Origin of the sequence: Streptomyces sp. NPDC057307 (assembly GCF_042667665.1) — a bacterium.
Taxonomy (GTDB): Bacteria; Actinomycetota; Actinomycetes; order Streptomycetales; family Streptomycetaceae; genus Streptomyces.
Genome location: NZ_JBHUZM010000073.1, coordinates 23,886 through 37,923 on the forward strand (window position 1 = coordinate 23,886; position 14,038 = coordinate 37,923).

12 protein-coding genes are annotated in these 14,038 nt (G+C 70.2%); 9 read left to right on the forward strand and 3 right to left on the reverse strand.

Annotation, left to right across the window (positions count from 1 at the left end; all coding sequences use genetic code 11):
* Positions 1-210 precede the first annotated feature (210 nt).
* Both ACFUN8_RS23265 and ACFUN8_RS23270 read left to right on the forward strand, forming a co-directional pair.
* The gene (locus ACFUN8_RS23265) at positions 211-1,977 is read left to right on the forward strand and encodes a glycosyltransferase family 2 protein (RefSeq protein WP_383640786.1); all 1,767 of its coding nucleotides are present in this window, start codon (positions 211-213) and stop codon (positions 1,975-1,977) included.
* A 3-nt stretch (positions 1,978-1,980) separates the two neighbouring features.
* The gene (locus ACFUN8_RS23270; protein WP_383640788.1) at positions 1,981-3,939 is read left to right on the forward strand and encodes a galactose oxidase-like domain-containing protein; all 1,959 of its coding nucleotides are present in this window, start codon (positions 1,981-1,983) and stop codon (positions 3,937-3,939) included.
* Positions 3,940-3,955: 16 nt separating this feature from the next.
* Here ACFUN8_RS23270 and ACFUN8_RS23275 read toward each other — a convergent pair whose 3' ends face one another.
* Positions 3,956-4,975 (reverse strand): glycoside hydrolase family 6 protein, encoded by a 1,020-nt coding sequence (locus ACFUN8_RS23275; protein ID WP_383640791.1) that lies wholly within the window; start codon positions 4,973-4,975, stop codon positions 3,956-3,958.
* 461 nt (positions 4,976-5,436) lie between these two features.
* Here ACFUN8_RS23275 and ACFUN8_RS23280 point away from each other — a divergent pair, with 461 nt between their 5' ends.
* From ACFUN8_RS23280 to ACFUN8_RS23290, 3 genes are all read left to right on the forward strand, one after another.
* Positions 5,437-5,946, forward strand: coding sequence for a MarR family winged helix-turn-helix transcriptional regulator (locus ACFUN8_RS23280; protein ID WP_383640794.1), 510 nt, complete (start codon positions 5,437-5,439; stop codon positions 5,944-5,946).
* 45 nt (positions 5,947-5,991) lie between these two features.
* Entirely contained in the window at positions 5,992-6,318 is a 327-nt protein-coding gene (locus ACFUN8_RS23285) for a DUF3817 domain-containing protein (RefSeq protein ID WP_356588177.1), read from the forward strand.
* Positions 6,319-6,400: 82 nt separating this feature from the next.
* Positions 6,401-8,119, forward strand: coding sequence for a methylmalonyl-CoA mutase (locus ACFUN8_RS23290; protein WP_383640797.1), 1,719 nt, complete (start codon positions 6,401-6,403; stop codon positions 8,117-8,119).
* A gap of 25 nt (positions 8,120-8,144) precedes the next feature.
* Here ACFUN8_RS23290 and ACFUN8_RS23295 read toward each other — a convergent pair whose 3' ends face one another.
* Both ACFUN8_RS23295 and ACFUN8_RS23300 read right to left on the reverse strand, forming a co-directional pair.
* Positions 8,145-8,624: a MarR family transcriptional regulator gene (locus ACFUN8_RS23295; RefSeq protein WP_383640800.1), complete on the reverse strand. Its 480-nt coding sequence runs from the start codon at positions 8,622-8,624 to the stop codon at positions 8,145-8,147.
* A gap of 81 nt (positions 8,625-8,705) precedes the next feature.
* Positions 8,706-9,335: a TetR/AcrR family transcriptional regulator gene (locus ACFUN8_RS23300; RefSeq protein ID WP_383640803.1), complete on the reverse strand. Its 630-nt coding sequence runs from the start codon at positions 9,333-9,335 to the stop codon at positions 8,706-8,708.
* Between the two features lie 364 nt (positions 9,336-9,699).
* On the opposite strand from ACFUN8_RS23300, the gene ACFUN8_RS23305 reads away from it, so the two are divergent.
* The 4 genes from ACFUN8_RS23305 (at position 9,700) to ACFUN8_RS23320 (ending at position 13,973) form a co-directional block, all read left to right on the forward strand.
* Positions 9,700-10,680, forward strand: a complete 981-nt coding sequence (locus tag ACFUN8_RS23305) for a tetratricopeptide repeat protein (protein ID WP_383640806.1) — start codon at positions 9,700-9,702, stop codon at positions 10,678-10,680.
* A 610-nt stretch (positions 10,681-11,290) separates the two neighbouring features.
* Positions 11,291-11,920, forward strand: a complete 630-nt coding sequence (locus tag ACFUN8_RS23310) for a DUF6230 family protein (RefSeq protein ID WP_382567065.1) — start codon at positions 11,291-11,293, stop codon at positions 11,918-11,920.
* Positions 11,921-12,037: 117 nt separating this feature from the next.
* Positions 12,038-12,658, forward strand: a complete 621-nt coding sequence (locus ACFUN8_RS23315) for a DUF6114 domain-containing protein (protein ID WP_383640810.1) — start codon at positions 12,038-12,040, stop codon at positions 12,656-12,658.
* Positions 12,648-13,973 (forward strand): hypothetical protein, encoded by a 1,326-nt coding sequence (locus ACFUN8_RS23320; RefSeq protein WP_383640813.1) that lies wholly within the window; start codon positions 12,648-12,650, stop codon positions 13,971-13,973. Before ACFUN8_RS23315 ends, ACFUN8_RS23320 begins: the two co-directional genes overlap by 11 nt.
* The last annotated feature ends 65 nt before the right edge of the window (positions 13,974-14,038 follow it).

Genomic DNA, 14,038 nt, shown 5'->3' on the forward strand with positions numbered 1-14,038 from the left:
CCGGCCGGCATCGCCCGCGCGCCGGCGCCTCGTCATGTCCCGCCGGCCCCCTCCCGCGCCGCCCGGCACCCCGTCAGATCCGGCCCCGAATGCGCCGCTTCGGCGCCCCTTACCGCCACTCGCACGGACGACTCCAGTCGACACGCCGAGGTATATCCACTTTTCTGAGGATATCGACCTCGCCACATCGCTGGAGTTGCTGGAGGCACCGTGCGGCCGGACGGCTACGACTACGACACCCACAGCTGCCTCGCCGGTCCGCTGACGGAGCCGGACCGGACGGGCGCCTACCGGGTGCGGTACCGCAGTCTCCTCGCGCAGGAGCCCCACCGCGTGCGCGCCGTCGTGCTGATGGTCATGGCCCCGCTCCTCTCCGGAGTGCTGCTGGTCTATCTGATCTGGCCCACGCACTGGACCGAACGCGAGGGCGGCGCCCGCTGGCTGGTCGCCTTCGACACCGTGATGCTCGTGTCGATCGGCCTCATCGCCTTCTTCATGCTGGTCAACGTCGCCTCCATCGCACACGCGACGCTCGTCGCCCGCGACCCCGTCCCGGTCGTCGCCGAGGTCGGCACCCGCGTCGCCTTCCTCACCACGTACGTCCCCGGCAAGGAACCGCTCGCCATGCTGCGGGCCACCCTCGAAGGAGCGTCACGGCTGCGCCACCGCGGCCCCCTCGACGTCTGGCTCCTCGACGAGGGCGACGACCCGGCCGCCCGGCTGCTCTGCCGGGAACTGGGGGTGCGTCACTTCAGCCGCCTCGGGGTGCCGGAGTGGAACCGCCGGAAGGGCGTCCACAAGACCCGGACCAAGCACGGCAACTACAACGCCTGGCTCGCGATGTACGGCGACGACTACGACTTCTTCGCCTCCGTCGACACCGACCACGTGCCGCTGCCCAACTTCCTGGAGAGGATGCTGGGCTTCTTCCGCGACCCCGACGTCGCCTTCGTCGTCGGACCCCAGGTGTACGGCAACTACGACTCGGCGGTCACCAAGGCGGCCGAGTCCCAGCAGTTCCTCTTCCACGCGCTGATCCAGCGGGCCGGCAACCGCTACCACGCGCCCATGTTCGTCGGCACCAACAACGTCGTACGCATCAGCGCCCTCAAGCAGGTCGGCGGCCTGTACGACTCCATCACCGAGGACATGGCCACCGGCTTCGAACTGCACCGCAGGAAGAACCCGCTGACCGGCCGGTTCTGGCGGTCCGTCTACACGCCCGACGTCCTCGCCGTCGGCGAGGGCCCCGCCTCCTGGACCGACTTCTTCACCCAGCAGCTGCGCTGGTCGCGGGGCACGTACGAGACGATCCTCAAGCAGTACGGCAAGGCGCTGTTCCGGGTGCCGCCCGGCCGGCTCCTCAGCTACACGCTGATGCTCGTCTACTACCCGATGACCGCCATCAACTGGTTCCTCGGCATCCTCAGCTGCGTCCTGTTCCTCTGGCTCGGCGCGTCCGGCACCCAGGTGTCGTCCTCGCTCTGGCTGATGCTCTACAGCGACGCCGCCGCCTTCCAGATCGGCCTCTACCTCTGGAACCGGCGCCACAACGTCTCGCCGCACGAGCCCCGCGGCTCCGGCGGGCTGGCCGGCATGGCCATGTCGGCGCTCTGCGCGCCGATCTACCTCCAGTCGCTGGGCTCGGCTTTGCTGCGAACCAGGGGCCGGTTCGTGGTCACCCCCAAGGGGGGTGAGACCAGCGCCGACCGGCCACTGACCTTCCGGCTGCATCTGTTCTGGGCCGCCGTGCTGACGACGTCACTCGCGGCGTCCGTGTACTTCGGCCACACCCACGCCGCGATGCGCACCTGGGCCGTACTGGCCCTGGTCATCTCGCTCGCCCCGGTCGCCGTCTGGAGCTGGACCACCCTGCGCGTCCGCCGCGACGGGGCACGGATCCCCGTGCAGGCCACGGAGGACGGTCCGGAGCAGCCGGAGCCGGCACTCGCCACGACGACGACAGGAGGGAACTGAGTCATGGCCTACCGGCCCTCGCACAGGTTCAAGAAGACGCTGCTCGGTGGCGGAGCGGTGGTGGTGCTGATGTCGCTCAACGCGCCGGCGGCCATCTCCTTCGCGACGGACAAGTACCACGCGTACGAGATCGCGCAGCCCGGCTACAAGGCGCGGTACGGCTCCTGGGAGGTGCTCGACGTCCCCGAGGAGTACCGCACCAACGCGATCCACGCCGCGCTGCTGCACACCGGCAAGGTGCTGCTCATCGCCGGGTCGGGCAACAGCCAGGAGAAGTTCGACGCGGGCACCTTCGACACCGTGCTGTGGGACCCGGCGGACAACTCGTACAAGAAGATCCCCACCCCCGAGGACTTCTTCTGCTCCGGCCACTCCCAACTGCCCGACGGGCGGCTGCTGGTGGCGGGCGGCACCGCGCGCTACGAGGTCCTCGACGGGGAGGTCGACCGGGCGGGCGGCGGGATGCGGGTGAAGAACGAGAACCCGGACCGGGCGCGGACCTTCAAGAAGGGCACCCGCTTCCGGTCGCCGTCGGGTGTCGAGTACGCGACCAAGTTCGACGTCACCGTGCCCAGGGCGAAGCGGGACTTCAAGATCTCGTACGCCAAGAGCGGCCGGATGCTGCCCTGGAAGACCAAGGTCACGGCGGGCGAGGCCCGGGTCTTCGTGGAGGCCGTGGACAAGGGTCCGCGGGCGCTGACGACGGAGGCCGCGCAGTACGAGATCGTCGGCCTCAAGGGCAAGGACGCGGACAACTACTACGGCCTGGCGCAGAAGCTGACCACGGAGAAGCAGGACTTCCAGGGCATCAAGGCGGCCTACGAGTTCGACCCGGTGGCCGAGAGGTACATCCCGGTCGACCCCATGAAGGAGGCCCGCTGGTACCCGACGCTGGTCACCCTTGAGGACGGCCGGGTGCTCGCCGTCTCGGGTCTGGACGACGTCGGCGCGGTGCTCACCGGGGACAACGAGATCTACGACCCCAAGTCCAAGAAGTGGTCCAAGGGCCCGACGCGCTACTTCCCGACGTATCCCGCGCTCTTCCTCACGAAGGGCGGCAAGGTCTTCTACTCGGGGTCGAACGCGGGGTACGGCCCCGCCACGGCGGGCCGGCAGCCGGGTCTGTGGGACCTGAAGAAGAACATCTTCACGAAGGTCGACGGGCTCACCCGGCTCGACGAGACGGAGACCTCGGCGTCGCTGGTGCTGCCGCCGGCGCAGGACCAGAAGGTGATGGTCCTGGGCGGCGGCGGGGTCGGTGAGTCGTCGAAGTCGACGGCCCGGACGGCGATCGTGGACCTGAAGGAGGACAGCCCGGCCTTCCGGGCCGGGCCGGACCTGCCGCAGGGGACGCGCTATCTGAGCAGCGTGATCATGCCGGACGACACGGTCTTCACGAGCGGCGGTTCGTCCGACTACCGGGGGCGGAGCGCGTCCGACATCCTCAAGGCGCAGTTCTACGACCCGAAGAGCAACACCTTCCGGAAGGCGGCCGACCCGACGGTGGGCCGCAACTACCACTCCGAGGCGCTGCTGCTGCCCGACGGGCGGGTGGCGACCTTCGGCTCCGACCCGCTCTTCGACGACGCCGACAACACGAAACTCGGCACGTTCGAGCAGCGGGTGGAGATCTTCACGCCGCCCTCCTTGGAAGGCGACCGCGCGAAGCGGCGGCCGGTGCTGGGGGAGGGGCCGGCGGAGCTGGACCAGAACGGGCGGGCCACGTTCCGTACGGACGACCCGCGGCGGCTGGCGACGGCGCGGCTGATGCGGCCGAGCGCCGTCACGCACAGCACGGACGTGGAGCAGCGCTCGATCGACCTCGGGATGACGAAGCGGGGCGGTTCGGTGACGGTGGACGTGCCGTCGGACCCGACGCTGGTGCCGCCGGGCTGGTACATGCTGTTCGTGACGGACACGGCGGGGGTGTCCTCGGAGGCGAAGTGGATCCAGGTGAAGTAGGCCCGGGTCCCGGGTTCTACGTGCCCGCGCGGCGGGCGAGTCCGAGTGCGTAGTCCGGCCACCATGTGCCGGCGGACGGGCCGCCCCGGCAGGGTCCGTCCGAGTCGCCGGGCCGCTTGATCCACAGATACGCGTCGACCAGGGCGTCACCGGTCTCGGCGGTCGGCGGCGTACCGAGCGACCTGCCCGGCGGGTTGCACCATGCCTCCTCCCGCTCACCGGGGAGGGGGCCTTCGCCGTTGCGGCTGGTGTCGACGGTGAAGTGGGCGCCGTCGAGGAGCCCGGACAGCCGGGTGCCGAAGGCTTTCACGGCCTCGTCCGTCTGGAAGTTGGAGACGTTGAGCGAGAAGCCGTCCGCCTTGGCGACACCCGCCGTGCGCAGCGGCTCGGCGATCTTGGCCGGCTCCTTGATCCAGGCCGGGTTGCCCGCGTCCAGATAGACCTTGGTGCCCGGCTGCTGCTTCAGCCGGTCGATCGCCTCCGCCAGCAGCCGGCTGCGCTCCCCGTGGTGCTCGGCGGGGGTGCAGCCGTCCACGAGGTGGGAGACGGCGTCCGGCTCCAGGATCACCAGGGCGCGGGCGTCGCCGATGGCGTCGGCGAAGGAGTTGATCCAGTCGAGGTAGGACCGGCCGTCGGCGGCGCCGCCGGCCGAGTAGAGGCCGCAGTCGCGGTGCGGGATGTTGTACGCGACGAGAACCACCGTGCGCTTCCCGGCGGCGCCCCGTACGGCCCTGCGGATCTCGGGCACGGGGTCGTCACCGGCGGGCCAGTCGGCGACGGGGCGCTCGGAGATCCGCCTGAGGACCTTGGCGTCGTCGGTACGGCCCTGGGCCTGCCACTCCTCGACCTGTCGCGCGGCGTCGCTCCGCGGGTCCACCCAGAACGGCGAACCGGCGGTGGGGGCGGCCTCGCCCCGTACGGCGGGGGCGCCGGTCTCGCCGCGGGTGGTGCCGGGGCCGGAGGAGCAGCCGGCGAGCGCCAGAGCGAGCGCGAGAGCGACGGTGGCGGCGATGCTGTGCGGTGTGCGGCTGGACATCCAGCCCCCTTGAACGACTGGAGAAGCACAGGACCGGGCAATCGTGACATAACGGTCACGCTCTGTGGTGTTACGACACCGCCGGCGCGATCCCGGGCGGTGCCCGCTCGTACAGCACCTGGTGCGAGTGGCGCCGCGACGTCAGCAGCCCCGCGTCGCGCGGCACCGGCGGACGCGCGGACACGGAGGACGGCGGGAGGCCCGGCCGGTGCGCGAGCGCGGTGGTCCCGGCGGGTCCGTCGCGGGCTCCACCCTCGGCCCCCGCACCCGCCCGCGGATCGTGCTCCCGTCGGCCGCCGGCCGGTCTCGCCGCCGAGTTCCTGCCCGTGCGTCAGGTCGTCGCCGGGTCCGGTCCGATCGGGACCGTCTGCCCGCTTCTCGTGTGCGGGGTCCGCCGGACCGGCCCCGGAAAACGGGAGCGGGGGCAGACCGCCGAATAAGCACTCGGTAAGGTCGTTGACGTGTCCAAGCCGCTCAGCCTCGCCTTCGATCCCATCGCCCGAGCCGACGAGCTCTGGCAGCAGCGCTGGGGCCCCGTTCCGTCGATGGGCGCGATCACCTCGATCATGCGCGCCCACCAGATCCTGCTCGCCGAGGTCGACGCGGTCGTCAAGCCGTACGGACTGACTTTCGCCCGCTACGAGGCACTGGTGCTGCTCACCTTCTCCAAGGCCGGTGAGCTGCCCATGTCCAAGATCGGCGAGCGGCTGATGGTCCACCCGACGTCCGTCACCAACACCGTGGACCGTCTGGTCAGGTCCGGCCTGGTCGACAAGCGCCCCAACCCCAACGACGGCCGCGGCACCCTCGCCTCCATCACCGACAAGGGCCGCGAGGTCGTGGAGGCCGCGACCCGCGACCTGATGGCGATGGAGTTCGGCCTCGGGACGTACGACGCGGAGGAGTGCGCCGAGATCTTCGCGATGCTGCGCCCGCTGCGCGTCTCCGCCCAGGATTTCGACGAGACCTGAGCCCCGCCGTCCGCGGGGATTTTTCGGGGCGATACGCTCGTGGCCATGAAACAGAGCATCCTGACCCGCTACCGGGTCATGGCGTACATCACCGCCGTCTGGCTGCTGGTCTTCACCGTCGCCATCGTGCTGAAGTACGGCTTCGACACCGGCGACACCATGGTGATCTCCCAGATCCACGGTCTGCTCTTCATCGTCTACGTCGTCTTCGCCTTCGACCTGGGCTCCAAGGCGAAGTGGCCCTTCGGCAAGCTCCTGTGGGTGCTGGCCGCCGGCTGTATCCCGGTCGCCTCGTTCTTCGTCGAACCGAAGATCACCCGCGAGATCCAGCCGTTGATCGTCCGGGACGAGACCGCCCCCGTCGAGGCCTGAGGCCCCACGCTTTCACCGCCGTGAGGAAACTCGCGGCGGTCAGCGTTCGACATTTACTAGGACGTCCTAGTAAATTCGGAGCATGGACGCTCACGCGCACGCCGACACCGCAGCCATCGAGGAAGGCCGCCAGCGCTGGCAGGCCCGTTACGACAAGGCCCGCAAGCGCGACGCCGACTTCAGCACCCTCTCCGGCGACCCCGTCGACCCGGTCTACGGACCGCGCCCCGGCGACCGCTACGAGGGCTTCGAGCGGATCGGCTGGCCGGGTGAGTACCCCTTCACCCGCGGGCTGCACGCGACCGGCTACCGGGGCCGTACGTGGACGATCCGCCAGTTCGCCGGCTTCGGCAACGCGCGCCAGACCAACGAGCGCTACAAGACCATCCTCGCCAACGGCGGCGGCGGCCTCTCCGTCGCCTTCGACATGCCGACCCTCATGGGCCGCGACTCCGACGACCCGCGCTCACTGGGCGAGGTCGGCCACTGCGGCGTCGCGATCGACTCCGCCGCCGACATGGAGGTCCTGTTCGGCGACCTGCCGCTCGGCGACGTCACGACGTCCATGACCATCAGCGGCCCCGCCGTCCCGGTCTTCTGCATGTATCTCGTCGCCGCCGAGCGCCAGGGCATCGACCCCGCCGTGCTGAACGGCACGCTCCAGACCGACATCTTCAAGGAGTACATCGCGCAGAAGGAGTGGCTCTTCCAGCCCGAGCCCCATCTGCGGCTGATCGGCGACCTGATGGAGCACTGCGCGGCGTCCATCCCCGCGTACAAGCCCCTCTCCGTCTCCGGCTACCACATCCGCGAGGCCGGGGCCACGGCCGCGCAGGAGCTGGCGTACACCCTCGCCGACGGCTTCGGCTACGTGGAGCTGGGGCTCTCGCGCGGCATGGACGTCGACGTCTTCGCCCCCGGTCTCTCCTTCTTCTTCGACGCCCACCTCGACTTCTTCGAGGAGATCGCCAAGTTCCGCGCCGCGCGCCGGATCTGGGCGCGCTGGATGAAGGAGGAGTACGGCGCGAAGACCGACAAGGCGCAGTGGCTGCGCTTCCACACCCAGACGGCGGGTGTCTCGCTCACCGCGCAGCAGCCGTACAACAACGTCGTACGGACCGCCGTCGAGGCCCTGTCGGCGATCCTCGGCGGCACGAACTCGCTGCACACCAACGCCCTGGACGAGACCCTGGCGCTCCCCAGCGAGCAGGCCGCCGAGATCGCGCTCCGTACGCAGCAGGTGCTGATGGAGGAGACCGGCGTCGCCAACGTCGCCGACCCGCTGGGCGGTTCCTGGTACGTCGAGCAGCTCACGGACCGCATCGAGGCCGACGCGGAGAAGATCTTCGAGCAGATCAAGGAGCGCGGCCTGCGGGCGCACCCCGACGGGCGGCACCCCATCGGCCCGATCACCTCCGGCATCCTGCGCGGTATCGAGGACGGCTGGTTCACCGGCGAGATCGCCGAGTCCGCTTTCCGGTACCAGCGCGCGCTGGAGAAGGGCGAGAAGCGCGTCGTCGGCGTCAACGTCCACCACGGTTCGGTCACCGGCGACTTGGAGATCCTGCGGGTCAGCCACGAGGTCGAGCGTGACCAGGTGGCCGAGCTGGCGGACCGCAAGGCCGGCCGCGACGACGCCCGTGTGCGTACGGCGCTGGACGCGATGCTGGCCTCCGCGCGCGACGGGTCGAACATGATCGGGCCGATGCTGGAGGCCGTCCGCGCGGAGGCGACGCTGGGCGAGATCTGCGGGGTGCTGCGGGACGAGTGGGGCACGTACACGGAGCCGCCCGGCTTCTGAGAGCCGCCCGGCCCCAGGCCCTGTCTCAGCGGTCGGCGCGCGGCGTCGTCCGTGGCAGGTCGCTGTCGCCGCCCAGGTTGTCGATCATGCGGCGCAGGACGTTCAGCGCCGCGGCGTACTCCCGCGGCGTGATGCCCTGGTGCACCCGCTCGTTCACCGCGGTCAGCCGCGCCTTGGCGCGCAGCCGGCCGGCCTCTCCCGCCTCCGTGAGGACGAACGTGCCGGATCGCTCGGTCAGCCAGCCGCGGGCGATCAGATCGCCGTACACGGCCTCGAAGTCGGTGTCCTGGTCGTCGAAGGGCGCGAGTTGGTCGGTCAGCCGGGCGCGGCCCCACGCGCCGGGGGCGCCCGCGACCTGGTTGAGCGTCCACCAGTGCGGCTGGGTGAGGTGCTCGACGGCCAGCTCCGCGCGGATGCCGCCGACGACATGGCGCATCGTCGCGCCGCTCCAGTAGCCGATGGGCTGGGTGGCCAGTTGCTCGGTGGTGTACTCCTGAACGGTCATGACGGCGTCCTCCGTTGGGCGGAAATCGGTACGCCCACGACGCTAGAAGCCCAAGTCCGCTTGAGGTCAAGGGCCGCCGGCTCACGACCCCTGGATCGCGCCCAGCCCCGTCACCAGCAGCAGCGTGAAACCGCGCGCCCACTCCTCGTCCACCGGCTCCGCGCTCACCAGCGTCCGGTGCACCACCGCGCCCGCGATCACGTCGAAGATCAGGTCGGCGTTGCGGGCCGCCACCTCGGGGTCGTCCTCGTACGCCAACTCGCCGCGGGCCTGGGCCCGTTCGCGCCCCTTGACCACCAGCCCCTTCTGCCGGTCCACGATCGCCGTACGGATCCGGTCCCGCAGCGCGTCGTCCCGCGTCGACTCGGCGACCACCGCCATCAGCGCCGTCTTGGTCTCCGGGCGCTCCAGCAGGGCGGCGAACTGCAGCACGACACCCTCGATGTCGGCCGTGAGGCTGCCCCGGTCGCGGATCTCGATCTCGTCGAAGATGACGGCCACCGCGTCGACCACCAGCTCGTTCTTGCTCGCCCAGCGCCGGTACAGCGTGGTCTTCGCGACGCCCGCGCGTGCCGCGACGTCGCCCATCGACAGCTTGGACCAGCCCAGTTCCACCAGTGCCGCCCGCGTCGCCAGCAGGATCGCGGTGTCGGCCGCGGCGCTGCGGGGGCGGCCGGAACGGGTGGGGTTGTCGTGGCGGCGACTCAGCATGCCCGCGACCATACCCGCCGGTAGGGAGTTCGCTGTGAGTCAGTTCACCGGATGAATCTCACACGGACGGGGCGGCTTCCGGTTACGCTACGACCCGTAGCGAAAGACCGTTTCTTCCCTGGCGGTTCTTGAGCGACGACCACTGGCGCGGGGTGGGGACCCCGTGCCGAACCCAGGTCCCCCACGGGGGACTTGCCCCGTACGTGTTCAGGTCATGCGCGGGGCTCGTTCAGGCGTGACGACCGTGTCCGCCCGTGCGCCCCCCGGCCGGTGGGGAACGCGGGGACGGGCGCGGTTCTGCGTGGACGGTACAAACTGTCCGATTGCTTTTCACTTGCGCGCGCGGAGAGGGGAGGATGTACTCATGCAGCCTAGGAACATGTCCATGAGCGGCGTCGTCGATCTCGCCGCGGTGAAGGCGGCCGGTGAGGCCAAGGCCAAGGCCGAGCAGGCCCGCGCCGAGGCGGCCCGTCGGGGCGACACCGGCGCCGTACCCCCCTCCAGTCTGGTGATCGACGTCGACGAGGCGGGCTTCGAGCGCGACGTCCTCCAGCGCTCCTCCGAGGTCCCGGTCGTCATCGACTTCTGGGCCGAGTGGTGCGAGCCGTGCAAGCAGCTCAGCCCCGTGCTGGAGCGGCTGGCCCGTGAGTACAACGGCCGGTTCGTTCTCGCCAAGGTCGATGTCGACGCCAACCAGATGTTGATGCAGCAGTTCCAGATCCAGGGCATCCCCGCGGTCTTCGCCGTGGTGGCCGGCCAGGCGCTGCCCCTTTTCCAGGGCGCGGCCCCCGAGATCCAGATCCGCGAGACGCTCGACCAGTTGATCCAGGTCGGCGAGCAGCGCTTCGGTCTCACCGGCATCACGGTCGACGCCGACGCGGAGGCCGGCGCCGACGAGGAGCAGGCCGAGCCGGTGGAGCAGGCGGGTCCCTACGACGCGCTGCTCGAAGCCGCCGTACGCGCCCTGGACGCCGACGACTTCGGCGGCGCCGCGCAGGCGTACCGGAACGTGCTCGCCGACGACCCCGGCAACACGGAGGCGAAGCTCGGGCTCGCCCAGGCCGAACTCCTGGCCCGGGTGAAGGGGATGGACCCGCAGCAGGTACGCAAGGAGGCGGCGGAGCGGCCGGACGACGTCCCCGCGCAGATCGCCGCGGCCGACCTCGATCTGGTCGGCGGCCATGTGGAGGACGCCTTCGGCCGGTTGGTCGAGGCCGTACGGCGCACGGCGGGCGAGGAGCGGGACGCGGCGCGGGTGCGGCTGCTCGAACTCTTCGAGGTGATCGGCTCGGACGACCCCCGGGTGACCGCGGCCCGGTCGGCACTTGCCAGGGTACTTTTCTGACCGTGTCCCGCGTCCGTTCCGGGCACTGAACGGGCACGTACCGATTTGCCGACTCGACGACACCGACGACCCCGCTTTGCCAAAACTTGGTAAAGCGGGGTCGCTGTTACTCCGAGTAAATCAACCTGCTTGGTCTGTCCGGTTATTGGCAGAATTCGCGAGTTCTGTCGGGGCGATTTGGGGCACCCTGTGTGCCCGCGCGGCGCCGCCCCGTGGCTCCTCCGTGAACCCCTCATTACTTGCCAGTAACGAACCCCCTTGTGTCCCGAGCGTGAATACACCACGATCGTCCACGCTCGGTCCAACAACGCACCGGCGCGGCAGTCCGGCCGTGGCCACCGCAAGTTGGAACCCCACCGGGCGGGCCGGCGGAGCAGTGGCGCCGACCCACGGACAGGGGGGTTCCCGTCGACCGGCGGGGCCTGTCCGGCGGCCACGCGACGCGCGTGGTCCAGTGGTTGTCGCTCGGGGGTGATCGTCGGTGATTCTGACGCGGCTCGTTCCGCGTGATACGCACGGGCGCTCTCCTTCCCGAGGACGTAGCACTTCTCCCATCCCAGGACGGGCTCAGGCCCGATCCGGAGATGTACGTCCGAGAAGGAGGAAAGTGATGGAGTCCCAAGCACGTGGCGGGACCAGATGGAAGCGGTTCGCCGTCGTCATGGTGCCGAGCGTGGCCGCGACGGCCGCGATAGGTGTCGCTCTCGCACAGGGCGCGCTCGCCGCGTCGTTCAGTGTGTCGGGGCAGAGTTTCAAGGTCTCGGCCGACCAGTTGGTCGGCCAGGACTTCGTTCAGTACGGAAGCATCGCCGACGGCACCGATCTCAAGGGCAACAAGACCGCCCATCCGGTGGCCGTCTCCGGCTTCAGCTCGGCGACGATCAGCAACATGTGCCAGTCGGTGGTCACACCGGACGTCCCGATCTTCGGCAGCATCAGTCTTGAGCTGCGCGCCGGCACGAACAGCCAGAAGCCGGTCAAGGCGACCAATCTGTATCTGGACGTCGCCCAGCTCGACGCCGACGCCAAGTTCAAGAACATCGACATCGGTGTGGCGGCCGGCGACACAAGGATCCAGCCGGGGACCGAGAAGAAGGTCAACCCGTTCGGCTTCGCGCAGCGCGCCGAAGAGGCGACGCTGACCAATGTGAAGCAGACGGCCTGGGCGACCACGGCCGGCACCTTCGAGCTCAGCAATCTGAGCCTGAAGCTGCACAAGGGCGTCAAGGAGTGCTACTAGACCCTGACCGGGTCCTGAGCACTCCGCCCCCTGGGGCGGGCGCGCCCGTATGACGCGGTCGCGTCCGCCCACTCCCCAATCTCTCTCAGCAACACCGGTTCCAGGGAGCTGTTTTCCATGAGCGCCGAGTCTTCGGATCCCCGCGGCCGATTCACGTACTGGCGGCTGCGCTTCCGCGCCTGGCGGGGTACTCGGCCGTTCTGGGCGGGCCTGTTGACACTCCTCAGCGGAGTGCCGATCGCCTACTTCCCCTACGCCGAGCTCAAGATCGGCCATCTCACGATGACCATGGCCACCACCGCGGGCGCGGGCTCGCTGATCATCGGTGTCCTGCTCGCCACCCTGGGTCTGACCATGTGGTTCCAGAGCATCGTGCGGGTGTTCGCCGGTGTCGCCACGATCCTGCTGGCACTGGTCTCGATACCCGTGTCGAACCTCGGCGGGTTCATGCTCGGCGCGATGCTCGCCCTCATCGGCGGCGGGCTGTCCATCTCCTGGGCACCGGGCGGGCCGGCGGGGCCGGCCGACGAGGAACACGCGGACGCCTCCGGCGACGGACGGCCGGCCAAGCACGCGGCCGTACGGCGGGAGACGTTCAAGCCAGCGGGCGGCGCCGTCGACCGCGGAACCCCGGACGGGGGCGGGGACGACCCTTTTCTCCCCGGCCCGTCTGACGGGGACCCGAAGCTGACGGACACGACTGCCCATGCCAACGGCGGGAGGAACAGTGCGGGGTGACGACACGCGGCCGGAGACGGCCGGAGGCGGGCAGGCCCGCGAGAGAAGCGGCCCGCGCCACGCCGCCCCCAGGAAGTCGCTGCTGACCAAGCTCCAGATCCCGGCCGGCAAGGCGTTCGCGCTCGCCGCGATGCCGACGGCGGTGTTCGTCGGGATGGGGCTCACGCCCCGGCTCGCGCTCGCCGAGGACGCCAAGGACATCCCGTTCGCACCGGGTCCGTGCGTCACGCGCTCCGACGAGCCGCCGGAGGAGTCGGCTTCGCCGTCGCCGTCCGAGAAGCCGTCGGAAGAGGAGTCCGGCGAGCCGTCCGAGGGTCCGTCAGGGGACTCCACGGGCCGGCCGGAGCCGCCCGCGGGCGATGACGGGGACGACGGTCCCGAGCCCTCGCCCGGCGAGACGCCGCCCGCGTCCGACGCCGGGAAGCCTGCCGCGCCCAAGGAGCCCGCGCCGGAGCCGAGCGAATCGGAGTCCAGGGACCCGCTGGACCCGCTGGGTCTGGGGGACGCGCTGGGTGACCTTCTCGGCGTACCGGACAAGGACAAGGAGACGGACGAGCCGGTCGACCCGGAGTCCGACAAGCCCGAGTCCGACAAGCCCGAGTCCGACAAGCCGGCCGACCCGAAGCCGGACGAGCCGAAGCCGGACGAGCCGGAGTCGGACGAGCCCGACGCCGACAAGCCCGGCTCGGACACGTCCGACCGTACCGAGGACGCCATCAGGGACGCCGCGGACAAGGCCGGGGCGGAGGTCGAGGAGCTGGACGACGACGCGAAGGGACTCGACGCCCGCAAGGACGACGACATTCCCGAGGGCGCCGACGGCAAGCCGCGCTTCCCCTGCCCGGAGGCCGACCCGGAGGCGCTCGCCGCCGCCGAACTGGAGCCCGGCATACCGCTGTTGCCGGACGACCCGTGGAAGCTGGAGAGCACCATGCTCACGCTGCGGGGTCTCGACTACCACGGCATCGTCGAGGTGAAGACGGGCAGCGGAAAGATCAAGAAGGCCCTGAAGTTCACGGCGTCCGAGGTGGACATCAAGGACCTGCACCAGAAGGTCGTCTACCCCGAGGGCCGTACGGCGCACGTGGCGAGCCGGGCGGACTCCACGTCGACCATCCGCGACGGTCAGGTCACCATGTACACCGAGGAGTTGAAGGGCAACCTGTTCGGGCTGATCCCGATCACGTTCAGCCCGGAGACCCCGCCGCCGCTCAATGTCCCGTTCGCGTTCTTCACGGACGTCGAGGTCCTTCAGGCGGGCCAGTTCGGCGGCACACTCACCGTCCCCGGACTGCGGAACTACATCACCGACTAGGGTCTCTCCGCCCGGATGGATCCGGCCCGAACGCCGAACGCCGGACGGGGCCGCACAGTCAACTG